9 protein-coding genes are annotated in these 15,320 nt (G+C 68.5%); all 9 read right to left on the minus strand.

All coding sequences use genetic code 11. The features are described 5' to 3' along the window. Nucleotides 1-12: 12 nt before the first annotated feature. Nucleotides 13-3,120, minus strand: coding sequence for an outer membrane protein assembly factor (locus tag OV287_RS42440; protein WP_267539740.1), 3,108 nt, complete (start codon nucleotides 3,118-3,120; stop codon nucleotides 13-15). A 35-nt stretch (nucleotides 3,121-3,155) separates the two neighbouring features. Then, nucleotides 3,156-7,082, minus strand: a complete 3,927-nt coding sequence (locus OV287_RS42445; RefSeq protein ID WP_267539741.1) for a translocation/assembly module TamB domain-containing protein — start codon at nucleotides 7,080-7,082, stop codon at nucleotides 3,156-3,158. 5 nt (nucleotides 7,083-7,087) lie between these two features. Further along, entirely contained in the window at nucleotides 7,088-8,029 is a 942-nt protein-coding gene (locus tag OV287_RS42450; RefSeq protein ID WP_267539742.1) for an ExeA family protein, read from the minus strand. A 24-nt stretch (nucleotides 8,030-8,053) separates the two neighbouring features. Further along, the gene (locus OV287_RS42455; RefSeq protein WP_267539743.1) at nucleotides 8,054-11,275 is read right to left on the minus strand and encodes a tetratricopeptide repeat protein; all 3,222 of its coding nucleotides are present in this window, start codon (nucleotides 11,273-11,275) and stop codon (nucleotides 8,054-8,056) included. Between the two features lie 180 nt (nucleotides 11,276-11,455). After that, nucleotides 11,456-12,841 (minus strand): acetyl-CoA carboxylase biotin carboxylase subunit, encoded by a 1,386-nt coding sequence (accC, locus tag OV287_RS42460; RefSeq protein WP_267539744.1) that lies wholly within the window; start codon nucleotides 12,839-12,841, stop codon nucleotides 11,456-11,458. 38 nt (nucleotides 12,842-12,879) lie between these two features. After that, entirely contained in the window at nucleotides 12,880-13,482 is a 603-nt protein-coding gene (gene accB, locus OV287_RS42465) for an acetyl-CoA carboxylase biotin carboxyl carrier protein (protein ID WP_267539745.1), read from the minus strand. A 31-nt stretch (nucleotides 13,483-13,513) separates the two neighbouring features. Beyond that, nucleotides 13,514-14,092, minus strand: coding sequence for an elongation factor P (efp, locus tag OV287_RS42470; protein ID WP_267539746.1), 579 nt, complete (start codon nucleotides 14,090-14,092; stop codon nucleotides 13,514-13,516). Between the two features lie 105 nt (nucleotides 14,093-14,197). Then, nucleotides 14,198-14,560: a roadblock/LC7 domain-containing protein gene (locus OV287_RS42475; protein ID WP_267539747.1), complete on the minus strand. Its 363-nt coding sequence runs from the start codon at nucleotides 14,558-14,560 to the stop codon at nucleotides 14,198-14,200. A gap of 46 nt (nucleotides 14,561-14,606) precedes the next feature. Continuing rightward, the gene (locus OV287_RS42480) at nucleotides 14,607-15,287 is read right to left on the minus strand and encodes a hypothetical protein (RefSeq protein ID WP_267539748.1); all 681 of its coding nucleotides are present in this window, start codon (nucleotides 15,285-15,287) and stop codon (nucleotides 14,607-14,609) included. Nucleotides 15,288-15,320 lie beyond the last annotated feature (33 nt).

A 15,320-nucleotide genomic window follows, 5' to 3' on the forward strand; every position in this document is an offset into this window, starting at 1 on the left:
GCTGTTCCCGACTCAGAAGGTACCGATGCTGAAGTGGAACTGGACGAGCGGTTCGTTGAGCGTCTCGTCCGGGTCCAGGTTGACGCCCACGTCGAAGGACAACGGACCCACCGGCGTCTGGTAGCGAGCGCCCACGCCCGTCGAGTAACGCAGCGCCGCGAACTTGTACTGCGTCAGGTCTTCCCAGAGGTTGCCCGCCTCCAGGAAGAGGCCCACGTCGAACGAGGAGCCCACGGGAATGCGCAGCTCGCCCTTGGCGAGGGTGAACACCTGCCCGCCTTCGCTGGTGGGCGGCTGGCCGGCGAGGATGGTGAGCAACTCCGGAGAACAGCTGGCCGGGTGGACCAGCGAGCGACAATCGGCCAACTGCCGCCGCAGCAACGTGCGCCGGTCCTCACCGAGGATGCCGTCTTCCCGGAAGCCGCGCAGGCTGGAGGAGCCGCCCAGGTAGAAGCGCTTGGAGCCGATGACCCACGACTCCTGCTCCAGGGGCACGATGGTGCCGCCACGCAGGGACAGCGCGAACACCGAGCGGGACGGCAGCGGCACGTAGCCGCTCACGTTCCCCGACAGCTTCACGCCGTTGATGGGCCTGGCCTCCAGCGGCTCGCCGGAGGCGGTGGTCGGCAGCGAGCGGATGTCGCGCATCAGCTCGGCGCTGGTGGAGACCACCAGGCCCCTGCGCGGATTGGCCGGGTCATCCCGCAGGTCCACCGCGCCCGACGCGCGCAGCGAGTGGAGGATGAAGAAGCCGGTGGGGAAGCGCAGCCGCTCCTGGTCCGCGCGGCTGGGCGCGGTGAGCTGCCGGTCTCCGCGCTCCAGCAGGTTGCCTTCGATTTCGTACTGCAACCCGAAGCTCAGCCAGCGCGTCGCCGACCAGTCCAGGCCCGTCACCGCCGCGGCTCGGGTGGAGAGGTACGAGGGCCGGTGCACGCGCTCGCCGATGAGGTCGAAGCGCGCGCCCACCTCGAAGGGAAGCAGGCCGTAGAGCCGGGGTTGGGCGGCCGACAGCACGGCGCGGCCACCGAAGTCACTCACCCAGGCATAGGGCTCGGGCGCCTTGCACTCCTCCGGCACCGCCGTGCAGCGGGCCCGGGCGAGCGAGGTCTTCTCCCAACCCTGTGCGCTCCACCCGATGTAGTTGAGCTTCAACCGGCCCGAGAGGTTGAGACCGCGCCCGTCCACGTTGGCGCGAGACACGTCCAGACCCAGGCGAGGACCTTCCGCCAGGAAGTAACCGCCAGCGACCTCACCCTCCCAGCGCGGGCGCTCCCGCACCTCCACCACCACGTCCTTGGTGGACTCCGGCACGTCCGGCTTCTCCATCCGCACCGTCGCCTGCCGGAAGATGTTGAGAAGCGCGAGCCGGCGCTGGCTCTCGAAGAGCTTGTCCGGGTCGAGCACCTCATCCTCCTTGAGGCGCACCGTGGCGCGAACCACTTCCTCGTCGGTGCGAGCCGCCCCGCGCACGAGGATGCGGCCCACCGACACCCGAGGCCCTGACTCCAGGCGGTAGAGGACGCTCACACCCTTGGCCGCCAGGTTCGGCTCCGCATCAACGCGGGTGAAGAGGTACCCCATGCGCCCCAGCGCCGCGACGAGCGCCTGCCGGCCGCGCTCCACCGCTTCGCGGCTCATCGGCTCGCCCACCTTGACGGGCACCAGTGCCCGCCCGTCGAAGCCTTGCGGTCCGCCCTCGATGCGCACCTCGGCCACGCGCATCTGCGGCCCCTCGTGCACGTCGAACCAGGCCACCGCCGAGCGCCGGCCCACGTTCACGCGCAGCCGGGTGAAGCGCACCCGGGCCTCCAGGAAGCCGCGCTCGCGGTACGCCTCCGTCATCAGCTCCGCCGCGTCCCGCCAGGCCTCCTCGACGAAGACGGTGGCCGGATCGTGCACCCACTCGGAAGGCCCCATGCGGCGCTTGCCGGGCCCCATCTCCACCGCGTCCGACAGGATTTTCAGAGTGGTCGATTGGGGCACGTTGGAGCGGATGCGCTCGGTGAGCATCTCGCGCAGCTCCTCGCTGGGGATGACCTTGTTGCCCCGGAAGATGACGCGCCGCACGCGCAGCGGATGGCCCTCCTCGATGTCGAAGGCGAGCACCGCCGCCTCGCCGTCCGGGCGGTGCACCTCGCGCGTCTCCACGTGCACGTCGTTGAAGCCCCGGTAGCGGTAGAAGGACTCCAGCCGCCGCGCCAGCCGCGCCACCGTGGCAGTGTCCAGCGGCTCCGAGCCGTCGTAGCCGAGCAGCCCCGCCAGCATTGCGTCCGGAAAGCGATGGTTGCCGTGGAAGTGGAAGGTGAAGCGAGGCCCGGCGGAGATGGGGACCACCACCGTCGCCGCCTCACCCTCCCCTTGCACCTGGGGCTGGCCCACACTGGCGCGCCAGTAGCCGCGTGAGCGCAGCATCGTCCGCAGCCGCTCCAAGCCGGAGTCCAGGCCGCCGCGGTCCAGCACGCCGCCCACGCGCAGGCCCAGCGTGGCAAGCAGCTCGGGCAGCGGCAGTCCGGGGCTGCCCGTCAACGAGACGGCAGCCACCCGCGTGGGCGTGCCCTCGAAGAGGGTGAAGGCCAGTGCCACGCCTCCGGCGACGGACTCGCGCGTGAGCTGGATGCGCGCCTCGTTGTAGCCCTGGCGCTCGTACGCTCGGGTCAGGCCCTTCAAGGCCGCCCGCAGCACGTCCTCGTCGAGCAGCTTGTCCTCCTCGATGCCGTCCGCGCGCAGCACCGCCAGGAGCGCAGCGTCACTGAGCACGACGTTGCCCTCCACGTCGATGCGGCGGATCTTCCGCATGGACGTGAGCTCGAACACGACGCGCACGCCCTCGGGCACGTCCACCGTGCGCACGACGACATCGGAGAAGCGCCCACTGGTCCACAGCCGCTCCACCGAGCGCCGCACCGCGCGGGCCGACAGCGCCTGTCCCTTGCGCACCGCCACCAGTTCCACCAACCCCGCCGAGTCCTCGTCCGCGGGCAGGTGCAGCTCCACCGCCACTACCGTGGGAGGCGTGGGGAGCACCGGGGCCTCTGGACGCACGGGAATCCGCTCCGTCTCGGAGGCCTGAGCCTCGACGGTCTTCGCCGGCTCCACCGCCCTGTCCGGCTGCCTCGCCATCGCGCCACCTGCCAGCAGCAGGCAAAGCACGAGCGTTACTGGGACTCCCAGCTCAACTTGAGCTCGATCCCAGGGTTGCCGAAGGCGGTCTCGCTGTTCTCGTTGTCCCACTGGCCCCGCACGGAGAAGCGATTGTCGAAAAGGTACTCGGCGCGTGCGCGAGTTCCGCGCCCACTGACGGGTTGCGTCAAGCCAATCTTAAGCTGCTCCGTGAGGAACTTCGACTCCAAGCGGGCAGTTGGCTCCGCCTGCTGGGTGGCGTCGTTGTAGGTGGTGGAGATTTGCAGGGACAGGTCCTTGAGGACCGGGTTGTTGGGGATGAAGCGCTGCACCTGCCGGTCCAGGCCGGAGATGTTGAAGAAGGCCTCGGCGGCCAGGCCCGCGCTAGCGGAGGCCGCCGTCTCCTTGTCGGTGCTGGTGAGACCCAGCGTGAGGAGCGACAGCACATCGCCCTCGGTCAGGCCCGGCTCCGAGGTGAGGAGCACCTGGGGAGCGGCCGGGCGGCCGAAGGCATGGAGTTTCACCAGGTACTCGCGCACCTGGGACTGGGCGCGCAGGTCGAAGGTAGGGTCGATGCCGTAGCGGTCCTGGAACTCGATCTGCCCGCGGTTGATGGTGAACTGGTTGTTGCGGAAGAAGGCCTGGCTGCCCTCGGCGGTCTCCACCGAGCCGAGGACGCCCAGGCGCGCGTTGGTGCCGGTGAGCTTGAGCGAGCCGAGGAGCCGTGCACGGGCCAGGTTGTTGTCCACCCACACGTCGGTGAGGAGCAGGCCCACGTCGAAGGTGAGGTACTCGCGGGGCTTCTCCGCTGGAGTCGCGAGCACGCTGCGCCGGGCGAGCCGCTTGAGGATGTCATCCAGCTCCAGGCCGCGACGGTAGCGCAGGTTGCGGATGTCCATCACGCCGCCCAGCCGCAGCGCGTCCAGGTTGCCGGTGAGCCATAGCCGACCGCTGGTGGTGAAGGGCATGTCCTCGTGGAAGCGCGTGGCCACGTCGGTGAGGGCCACGTTCAGCAGCAGTTCCGAGGGGCGGAAGTCGACCAGGTTCACCTCACCGCTGGCCAGCAGGCCGCCCTCGTTGAGCTTGCCCTCCAGCGACTCCAGGAGGATGCGCTGCCCGGTGAACGCCACCCGCCCCTTCACATCCCGGGCGGACAGGGGCTGGTCGCGCAGGGACAGCCTCGCGTTGGAGATGATGGCCGAGCCCTCCAGCGCCGGCTTGCTCGGGCTGCCCGTGGCCACGGCGCTGAGCTCCACGCGTCCACCGGTGCGCACCAGCATGGGCGAGAGGGACTCGAGCAGGCCCAGCTCCATGGCGCCGCGCAGGAAGAGCTCCATCTTGTCGGAGCCCACCCAGCCCTCCGCGGACAGCTCGGAGTCCGGCCCGCGGAAGGTGAAGGAGGGCACATCCAGCCGCCCGTTGGCGTAGCTCAAGGAGATGGGACCATCGTTCGCGCCAGAGAACGCCCCGCGGGCCAGGGTGAGGCGCTCCACGGTGGCGTTCATCTGGATGGCCTGCGCGTTCTTCAGCGCGCCCTCGGCCCGCACCACCGCCTTGACGGAGCCGGACAGGCCCTGGGTGAAGTCATTGGCCGGCAGCAGCGGGCGGATCTCCGGCAGCTCCAGCGTTACCGCCGCGTTGAAGGGATAGGGCTCCTTCACGCGCATCATCAAGATGCCGCTGGTGTCGCGGGAGGGACGGCCGGCGAGCTGTAGCTCACGCCCTTCCAGACGGGCCTCGAAGCCCATGTTGCCCAGGTTCCGGCCACCGAACGTCACCTGCGGGCCCCACACCCGGCCCGTCGTCACCGGCACGTCCGTGTTGCCCGACACGGTGCCTTCCAGGGCCAGCGTGGCCTGCAGGCCCATGCGCTCCGCGGACTCCGGACCAACGAGCTCCGCCAAGGACAGGTTGTCGCCGCCGAAGCGGTAGTCCAGCACGCCCTTCTTGGGCCCGGAGAAGAAGAAGCTTCCATCCACCCAGGTGCGGCCCAGCCGGCCCTCCAACGTCGTGCGCTCCAGCACCATGGCCTGGCCATCGTCGAAGCGCAGCCGGGCCGAGCCGCTGCCCATGTGCCGCCCGTAGTACAGGGTGTCCTTGAAGTCCAAGGCCACCAGTCCCGAGAACTGATCAATCGGGCTGTCGATCTCCACCCGACCCGAGACCTCCCCCTGCATCGGCCCCTGCATGACGGAGATGTTGGAGTGCAGCGGGGCGATGATGTCGATCAGGTCCTCGGTGCGGCCACGAGGCACCTCCACCTCGGCCCGCGCGTGCAGCGAGCGCCCGAAGGTGAGCTCCGCGTTGCCGAAGTACTGGGTGCGCCCCTTCTGGCCGGAGATGGTGGGGAAGCCCAGCACCTTGTCCGCGTACGTGATCTTCCCCTGCACCACGCCCAGGTCGAAGTCCCAGAACATGAAGTCGCGCAGCGACAGGCTCGCGCCAATCTTCACCTGCGAGTACGGGCCCTCGACGGTGGTGCTGACCGAGCCATGTCCCGACCACGGGAGCTGCGCGATGTGGCCGAAGTCGGAGAGGTCCGCGTCGCCGTGGGCATTCACGAGCAGGCCCTTCTGCGTGTCGTAGAAGAGCGTCACGTCGCCGCCGATGCGCGAGCGGCCCGAGTCAATCTGGATGTCGGAGAAGGAGACGCGGTCCGACAGGATCGACACCTGCGTGCGCACGTGGCCCCGCTCGTAGGTGAGGAGGGTGCGCCCCGAGTCCACGGGCGCATCGAAGGCGCGCGAGGCCAGCATGAAGCGGCCATGGCGAAGGTCCAGGTCGCCCGACAGGTTGGGCTTGGGCAGCAGCGTGCCGGACAGGTGGGCCTTCGCGTTGGCCGGGAAGTCCACCCAGGAGCCCGTCAGGCCAGCCTTCTCCAGGATGCGGCCGAACTGCGCCTCATGCGTCTCCAGGTCCACCTCCACCGGCAGCCCTGGACGAAGCGCGAGGGTACCGGTGATGCGTGCGTCTCCCGACGAGCCGATGGGGACGACGAGCTCCTCCACCGTCACCAGCTCGCCGGCGTACGCCAGCCGCGCGGTGAACGAGCCCGGGGAGTACTGCGCATAGGTAATCCCGCTGCCCGACACATCCACGGACACGCTGGGCGCGGTTGGGCGGCCATTCGCCGTCAGACGCGTCCAGAGGTGCCCCTGGGCGGGCTTCGGCAGCAGCCCGGCCCGCGACAGCGTGCGCAGCGGCAGGAACACCTGAGCGTCCAGCGCGAGAATGGGCTCGCAGAGCTGCTCCACGCGGCCGGAGATGTTCACCGTCACGTCGTCCAGCGCGACCTCGGCGCGGTCCAGCTCCAGCAGCTCCTCGTCCACGTCCAGCGCGCCCGAGAGCGCCAGCCGTCCCAGGGCGAGCTCCTGTCCCGGACCCAGCCGCACCAGGCCACGCCGGGCCTCCACCTCGAACTCCTCCTCGCCCCAGCGCTCGCGCAGGCTCACGTCCAGCTCGGACACCTCCACGTGCCGGCCTCCGGGCAGCGCCAGCCGCACCTCCGCGCCGGTGATGGCAACCCTCGCCAGACGCAGCCGCCGCAGAGGCTTGAGCGGGCACTCTCCCGGCTCACCCGCGGGAGGCCTGGGACGTGACAGGTCCAACGACACTCGCGGCCGATGCACCTTCACCAGGTCGATGGCGAGCTGGCCGGAGAAGGGATTGGGCAGACCGAGCTGCACCTCGGCCGAGTCCGCGGCGAACAGCGGCGTGTCCGCGCCCTTCTCGAAGACGGACACCCCGCGGAGGATGAGCCGCTGGCCGAGCGGATCCACCTCGCACTGCCCGATGCCGACCTCCATCCCCAGCAACGTGGGAAGCTGGCGCCGGGCCTGCGTGCACAACTGGTCCCAGGCAGTGCGCGTACGAAGGACCAGCACCGTCCCCAGCACGAGCGAGAGGACGATGAGCCACAGCGGCGGCCTGCGCGCGCCCTGCTGCCTGTTCCGGAGAGCCAAAACGGCTACAGCTTACCCAGTCCCTCGAGGTAGCGGTCGATCTCCGCGAGATCTACCTTCGAGCTGCCGCCTGCTCGACTGCTCGCGCTGGCGGCGGAGGCGGGCTTCTGTTGCCCTTCCGGCAGCGTCGAGCCCTGGAGTCCCAGGTTGTCGGCAATGCGATGGATGAGCTTGTCGGTGATGACCTGCTCCCGGGCCAGGAAGGCCTCGAAGAGGGCATTGTCGCAGATGCTGTTGATGACGCGCGGGGTACCACCCGAGCGCTGGTGTACGGCCAGCAGGGCCTCGGTGGTGAAGGGCATGCGCGGACAGCTCGCCAGCCGGAGGCGGTGCTTGATGTAGGCCTCGGTGGACTCGGCGGTGAAGGGCTCCAGCTTGTAGCGGAGCGACACGCGCTGAGCCAACGGCGGGTCCAGCTTGAGGTTCTTCTCGATCTCCGGCAGCCCGAAGAAGACGAAGGAGATGAGCTTGCGCTCGGGGACCTCCAGGTTGAGCAGACCCCGGAACTCCTCCATCAGCTCGCGCGTCTCCAGCATCTGGGCCTCGTCGATGAGGACGACGGCCTTCTTGCCGGACTCGTAGATTTGAAGCAGCCGCTGGTAGAGCTGGGACAGGAGGGCCAGCTTCTCCTGGGCCGGGTTCTCCACGCCCAGCTGCAGGGCAATGCGGCGCAGCAGCCAGTTGGCGGTGATGCCCGAGTGGATGATGACGAGCAGCGCGGCCTCGTACTCGGACTCGGGCAACGAGTCGAGCATGCGGCGTGCCAGCGTCGTCTTGCCCGCCCCGATGTCGCCGATGAGGATCGACAGACCCTTCATGTAGCTGACCGAGTGCATGAGCCGGGTCAGCGCCTGAGAGTGCTGGGCCGAGTTGTAATAGAAGCGGCTTACCGGAGCGTTGGAGAAGGGCTCCTGGGTGAGCTCGAAATAGTCGAGGTAGGTGGACATGGGCTCGGCGAACCTCGGACTGCGCTAGACGTAGCCTACCTTACGAGGCCTGGCGGCTCCGGCGGCCGCAGCGGGAGCAGCCGGAGCAGGAACGGGCATCCGCGCGCCACCCGTTGGGGGAGGAGCGCCATTGGGCCCCTTGCCACCGCTGGGAGGCAGAGGATCCGGCACCGGAGAGGTGGTGGCGGCCAGCCGCTCCACGAGGCCGGAGACTTCCCGGAACTTCGGGTCGAGCGCGGCCACGCGCTGGTAGTGGTAGAGGGCCTTGCCCCGCTCGTCGATGGCCTCGTAGGCCAGACCCAGCTCGAAGCCAATCGCCTTGGCAACCTCACCGGTGGCGTGCTCGCTGGCAAGTGCCTGCTTGAAGGTGCCCACCGCCGCCTTGGCATCACCCTTCTGGGCCTGCAGCAGGCCAATCATCGTGAGGCAGTCCACCTCACGCTTCTTGCCCATGCAGCCCTCGCGAGCCACGGCGAACTCGTTGAGGGCGTCGTCCATGAGGCCCATCTCGCGGTAGGCGATGCCCAGGTCGTAGTGGGTGTCCACGTCCTCGGGCTTGACCACCTTGGCGAGGCCCTTCTTGAACTCGGCGAACACCTCCTCCACCGAGTACTGGAAGTCCTCCTCGACGGCAGGCGCCGCGGGCTGCTCTCCACCCAGGTCGCCAAACTCGCCGGCCAGCTCCGCCGCCAGATCGAACGCGTCGCGCTCCGCGGGGGACTCGCCCAGCGCGGGCACCGCGGGCACGGACAGCGCCTCGGTGCTCTCCTCGGGCTCCTCGGCCGCCGGAGTTCCACCGGCCTCGAGCGCCTCGAGCCGAGCCATCAGCTCTTCCGCGCGCGCGTGGCCCGGGAAGGCGATCTGCACCGTCTCGAGGATCTCCCGAGCCTCCTCGTAGAGGCCCTGGTCCAGGAAGAAGCTGGCCTCGTCGCACTCCTCGCCGGCGGGCTCCTCCGCGAGCTCCTCGACCTGAGCGACGACGGGCTGCGGCTTGGGCGCGGGCTGGGCCTTGGCGGGAGCGGCGACCGGAGGCGCGGCCTTGGGGGCAGCGGCCTGCGGCTTGGGCGCGGCTACCGGAGGCGCAGCCTTGGGGGCGGCGGCCTGGGGCTGAGCCTTGGGGGCGGCGGCCGGAGGCGGAGCCTTCGCCACCACGGGAGCGGGGGCGGGCTCGGGCTCCTCGAGCTCGTAGGAGCCGACGAGCGCCGGCGAATCCACCGGAGTGCCCTCGTCCTCGAACACCAGCGAGGGGGAACCGGACGAGGTGGGCTCGGCGTCGAGCTCATCCAGCTCCGCCGGGCGCATGGACACCCGCGTGGGCATGTCGTCCGGCTCCGAGAGGCTGGAGTCGTCCGTGTAGGAATCCTGGAGCAGCTGCGCCGAGGGCGCCGCCACCTGCGTGGGCAGAGGCTCGTCGTCGCCGAGTGCCAGCGGCTCATCGACGTCCGCCAGCAGCGGCTCGTCGTCCATGGCGGCGGAGGCAGCCAGGGCGTCCTCGTCCGAGCCGGCCGGCTCCATGAAGACGGTCGTCGCCTCCTCGGGCTCGTCGCCGGCTCCGAAGAGGGGCTCGTCGTCGGACACCACCGCGCCCGGCTCGTCCGCGAGCACCACGCCGTCGTCGGAGTCCGCCGCCATGCCGAACTCGCCGGAGAGGATCTGCCCCTCCTCCTCGTCCGAGCTGCTCGCGGAGACCAGGGCCAGCTCGTCGCCGGGGGGATGCTCCAGGGCATCCTCGGGCGCGTCGGCAACGACGATCTCCTCGTCGCTGGAGTCCACGAGGATCGCGTCCTCGCCCACCGACTCCACCTGCGCGCCCTCCACCGGCGCTACCTCATCCGACTGCAGCACGGACAAGAACGCCGGCACCTCGGGGTGGCCGGGGTTCTGCTGGAGAATGATGGCCAGGTAGGGCTGGGCGCGCTGCACGTCCGCGCGACGCGTGCACAGGCGCAGCACATTCAACAGCTGCTCGCCGGCCTGGGCCGTGTTGCCGGAGGCGACGTAGATGTGGAACGCCTTCTCGTGCGCGTCGAGATTCTCCGGGTCCACCGCGAAGATCTTCCGCAGGTGCTCGAGCGCTTTGTCGTGCAGGCCGTATTTGACGTAGACTTCCGTCTCCGTCAGCAGCTTGGAGAACTGCTCCTTGCCCACCGGGGCCGGGGCCGCCGGAGCCGCGGCCGGAGGAGGCGCAGCAGGGCCCGAAGGAGCAGCGGCCGGAGCGGGTTGCGCCGCGGGAGCCGCCGCCACCGGAGCCTTGGCGGCAGGAGCCGGCTGGGGAGCCGGGGCGGGCGCGGGAGCAGGAGCCGCTGCGGCGGGCGCGGGAGCAGGAGCCGCTGCGGCGGGCGCGGGAGCGGCGCTGGCGCTCTCCGCCTTGTACGCCTCGTAGTCCGGATCAGCCGGATCCATCTCGGCGACCTGGTTCCAGATGCCCTTGGCGTCCTGGTGGCGGCCGCGCTCCTGGTAGACCTTGGCGAGCTCCTTGTAGACGGAGATCGTCTTGGCCGTCTGGCCGAGCCCGTGGAAGGCCTGGGCCAGCATGTTGAGCGTTTCGACGTCGCGCCCGTCCGCCTTGAAGCACACCTGGAGCCGGGCCAGCGCGCGCTTCTGGTCTCCGCGTGCCAGGTACTGTTGGGCCAAGTCCTTGGCCAGCGCCACGTTGTCCGGATCCAGGGTGGACAGGCGCTCCGCGACGCGGAACCAGTCATCCATCCGGTTGTTGCGCTTGAGGTATTCGGCGGCCTTCTTGAACTCCTGGGTGGCCTCGCGCGGCATGTTCTCGCGCGCGTACAGCTCGGCCAGCTTGATCTTCGACGCCACGTTCTCGGGGTCGAGATCCACCATCTTCTTGAGCGTATCCAGGGAGTTCTTGACGTCGCCGGCCTTGTCGTAGTGGTTGGCGACGATCTGGAAATACGCCATGGCCTCGGACATCAGTCCGAGCTGCTGATGGAGCTCCGCCAGCTTGAGATTGACGTCCAGCAGGTTGGGGTTGAGCTTGAGAACCTGCTTGTAGAGCGCGACGGCCTTGAGGAAGAAGCCGTCGGTCGAGTAGCCCTCGGCGACCTTGGTGAAGTAGTGGGCCGCCTGAACGTTGTCGTTCTTCTTCTGGTACAGCTCCCCCATCTTCTGGAGGACGCGGCCGTCCCTGGGGTCTACTTCCAGGACCTTCTGGTACTCCTTGATGGCCTTGTCGTAGGCGCCCTTCGCGACGAGCTTGGCGGCGGCTTCGATGATCTTGTTCTTGTCCATCGAGCGTGGGCTTCCGGCCGAGCGAAACTCCCAGGAAAATCCGGGGTTTCTGCTTCCTTCAAGGAGACAGCGAGGGAGGCCCGAGGCTAACGGAATCTTCCCTCGCGGGTCAAGGAATCCACCCGCCCCAACTCCCTGGAGGATCAGGGGGTTGCGCGATGGGCAGGCGAGCAGGCCCTGCTACGGGGTCTCCTCGATGGCCTTCTTGAGTCGGTGGGTGCCCGTCTCGGACGCCAGCAGCCGCTCCACGAAGCGCGTGTCGTAGTTGCCCTCGACGAAGGCGTCCTCCGCCATGGCCGCCCGGTGGAACGGGATGTTGGTGCGGATGCCCTGCACCACGTACTCGCCCAGCGCCCGCTGCATGCGCCGGATCGCCGTGGGCCGGTCCTCCGCGTAGACGATCAGCTTGGCCAGCAGACTGTCGTAGTACGGCAGCACCGTGTAGTTCTCGTACGCACTGGAGTCCACACGCACGCCATAGCCGCCGGGCACGCTGTAGGCCGTAATCTTGCCCGGCCAGGGCGCGAAGGTGACGGGGTCCTCGGCGTTGACGCGGCACTCGATGGCATGGCCGCGCATCTGGATGTCTTCCTGCTTGCGCTGGAGCGGCTCACCCGAGGAGAGCTTGATCTGCTCGCGGACCAGGTCGATGCCGGTGACGAGCTCGGTCACCGGGTGCTCCACCTGGATGCGGGTGTTCATCTCCATGAAGTAGAAGCGCCCGTTCTCGTCGAGCAGGTACTCGATGGTGCCCACGTTGTTGTAGCCGAGCTTCTCCATGGCGCGGATGGAGACCTCGCCCATCTGCTGGCGCAGCTCGGGGGTGAGGGCGGGAGACGGGCTCTCCTCGATGAGCTTCTGGTGGCGCCGCTGCACCGAGCACTCGCGCTCACCCAGGTGGATGATGCGCCCGTGCTCGTCGGCGACGATCTGGATCTCGATGTGGCGGGGCTTCTCCACGTACCGCTCGATGTAGAGGTCGCCGTTGCCGAAGGACGCCACGGCCTCGGCCGCCGCCGTGGAGAAGGCCTGCGCCAGCGCGTGCGGCTCGCGGACAATCTTCATGCCCTTGCCGCCACCACCGGCCGCCGCCTTGAGGATGACCGGGAAGCCGATCTCCCTGGCAAAGGCCTCGGCCTCCTTCGGATCCTTCACCGTGCCCATGCTGCCGGGCAGCAGGGGCAGGCCGGCCTCGCGCGCCGCGTTGCGGGCACGCACCTTGTTGCCCATCAGCGAGATCATCTCCGGCCGGGGGCCGATGAAATGAATCTTGCAGTCGCGGCACACCTTGGCGAACTCGGCGTTCTCCGAGAGGAAGCCGTAGCCCGGGTGGATGGCGTCCGCACGGGTGATCTCCGCCGCGGAGAGCAGCTGCGGAATGTTGAGGTAGCTCTCCTTGGACGGGGGCGGACCGATGCATACCGACTCATCGGCGAACCGCACGTGCAGAGCATTGGCGTCAGCCGTGGAGTGCACCGCCACGGTGGCGATGCCCAGCTCACGGCAGGCACGGATGACCCGCAGGGCAATCTCCCCGCGGTTGGCGATCAGCACCTTCTTGAACACGATGTCGTGCCTCCGCGGGGCGCTCAGCGCCCGCTATGTCAGACCGGCTCGATGCGGAACAGCGCCTGGCCGAACTCGACCGGCTGCCCGTTCTCCACGAGGATCTCCACCACGCGACCCGCCACGTCGGCTTCAATCTCGTTCATCAGCTTCATGGCCTCGATGATGCAAAGCACCTGGCCCTTCTTCACCACCGAGCCCACATCCACGAAAGGCGGCTGATCCGGGGCGGGCGTCCGGTAGAACGTCCCCACGAACGGGCTGGTGACGACATGACCGGGCTTCTCCGCCGCCGGAGCCGCGGCAGCCGCAGGAGCAGCGACGGCCGGGGCCAGAGCATGGTGCACCACGGGAGCAGCAGCCATCACCGGGGCGGCGGCCATCACCGGAGCAGGGCTCACCGAGGGCGTCACCGGGGCCGCGTGCACGATGGTGGGCGCCGGCACAGGGCCGCGGCGGATGAACAGCCGCTCCTCGCCGCGCTGCCAGACGAGCCGCGTCACCTCGGAGGCCTCGAGGATCTCCACGATCTGCCGGAGCGACTCCACGTCCAGCGACGTGGTGTTGCCCTCCACGCGGACGCCACCGCTCTGCGCGGGGGCCGCGGGCTCCGTTCGGACTGCCTTACGCTTGGTTGCCAATTCCGTCCCCTCCCTGAACCGCAGTGGTCGCTTAGCCCGCGGTGGCCACGCGCGTGAGGTACTTGCCGTCGCGCGTGTCGATCTTGAGGATGTCGCCCTCGTTGATGAAGAGCGGCACGTTGACGGAGTAGCCCGTCTCCAGCGTGGCCGGCTTCAGCGCGCCGGACACCGTGTCGCCACGCACGCCCGGATCACACTTGGCCACCTTCAGGTCCACCGAGTTCGGCAGGGTCACGCCAATGGCCTTGCCGTTGTAGAACATGATGGCCGCGTTGATGTTCTCCTTCAGGAAGTTCTTCGCCTCCCCGAGGACCTCAGCGCTGATGAAGGTCTGCTCGTAGTTGCGGGTGTCCATGAAGTAGAAGTCGCCGCCCTGCTCGTACAGGAACTGCATGTCCTTCTCTTCGATGTCGGGCTTGCCCACCTTCTCGCCGGACTTGAGGGTCGGCTGGAGCACGCGCCCGGTCAGCAGGCTGCGGATGGACGTGCGCACGAAGGCCGAGCCCTTGCCCGGCTTGACGTGCTGGAACTCGACGATTTCGAACGGCTCACCGTCGATTTCGATCTTCATGCCCTTACGGAAATCGGACGTATCGATGACACCGGCCATGGACAGGCTCCTTCGGACAGCTTGAAAAGTCCGGGGTGTCTAGCCGATGGCGCCGCACCTTGCAAAGTGGAAAGGCGCGGCGCGCTGCGCCGTTCGCTCGGCGGACTACAACTCGGCGCGGATCTTGGGGGCGATCACCCGGAGGACATACCTGCCCTTTCCGTAGTTACCGTCCGCCCGGAGCGCCAGCACCAGGAAGTACTCCGGGGAGATGAGGCGCATCAGTGTCAACACTCGCTCGCTGTTGACGCTGACCTCCTGCACCTCTCCCGTCTTGAGGGTCTCGGCGGCCTGGCGGAGCTGACCCAGCAGGTTGGCATACTCCACCCAGGCCCCGTTCAGCTCCAGCTCGGCCGCATCCTCCTTCTGATGGGTGTCCACGGAGATACCGTCGAAACCCATCACACTGCAGGCCAGGGCCCCGTCTACCTGGTTGACCACCGACTCGAGGTGTGTGCGGAAGGACATGGGCGATGGGTTCTAGGAGGGTGAGCTCAGCAGGTCAAGCAATGCACTAGAGGCAGATGCGGATGTCCTGGCCAGGAATCGCACAAACCCCGTTTCTGGGAGTCCCCACTGGACACGTTCCGGCGGCGCCTCCGACGCCGGGGGTATAGCCACTGTTGACCACGGTGACGGGGAAGGTGAACTTGTTGCTCTCCACCACCTGCCCCCCGCTCAGCCGGCCGCGGGCCTTGACGGTGGTGAGGATGGTCACCGGCTCGGCACCAAACGTGATCGTCGACGCCAGCCGCGTGAGTGCCTGCGGGCCAAACGCCCGGACGAACATGTAGCTCTCTTCCGGATCCGTCTCGGGACGGAAGACAGCGTAGATGGAGACGCGATCCACTTCGTCCGCGGGCAGGGAGACGCCCGAACGCGACGCCTGATAGGAGTAGACGACCTCGTTCAGGGTGATGTCGCCGAGTCCCTCTCCCGAGAAAGGCTCCTGCCCGATGGTGATGGGCTGCTGGAAGGTATTCGTCTCGACGCTCATCGCCAGCAGGTAGTTCGAGCCACCGGAGATATCGAGGTTGCCCTCGGTGATGAAGGCGTCCTCGTTTCCCGTGCAACCCTCCGTGTCATCGAAATCCAGAGCCCGGGCCTGGACGAAGCGCACGGGGTTGTCACCTTGATTGGCCACACAGGCCAGCGGCGTTACTGCGAGTGCCGCAATCGCCATCAATCGCTTCATGGAGGTCGACTCCTTGGGCCGAACTGAGCGCCC

The sequence above is a fragment of the Archangium lansingense genome, from assembly GCF_026626635.1.
GTDB classification, from domain to species: domain Bacteria; phylum Myxococcota; class Myxococcia; order Myxococcales; family Myxococcaceae; genus Archangium; species Archangium lansingense.

Excerpts from the sequence above, each read along its gene's own strand:
- OV287_RS42455 (WP_267539743.1), bottom strand. The coding sequence starts at position 11,275 with ATGGACAAGAACAAGATCATCGAAGCCGCCGCCAAGCTCGTCGCGAAG.
- OV287_RS42480 (WP_267539748.1), bottom strand. The coding sequence starts at position 15,287 with ATGAAGCGATTGATGGCGATTGCGGCACTCGCAGTAACGCCGCTGGCC.
- OV287_RS42450 (WP_267539742.1), bottom strand. The coding sequence starts at position 8,029 with ATGTCCACCTACCTCGACTATTTCGAGCTCACCCAGGAGCCCTTCTCC.
- OV287_RS42475 (WP_267539747.1), bottom strand. The coding sequence starts at position 14,560 with ATGTCCTTCCGCACACACCTCGAGTCGGTGGTCAACCAGGTAGACGGG.
- OV287_RS42440 (WP_267539740.1), bottom strand. The coding sequence starts at position 3,120 with ATGGCGAGGCAGCCGGACAGGGCGGTGGAGCCGGCGAAGACCGTCGAG.
- efp (WP_267539746.1), bottom strand. The coding sequence starts at position 14,092 with ATGGCCGGTGTCATCGATACGTCCGATTTCCGTAAGGGCATGAAGATC.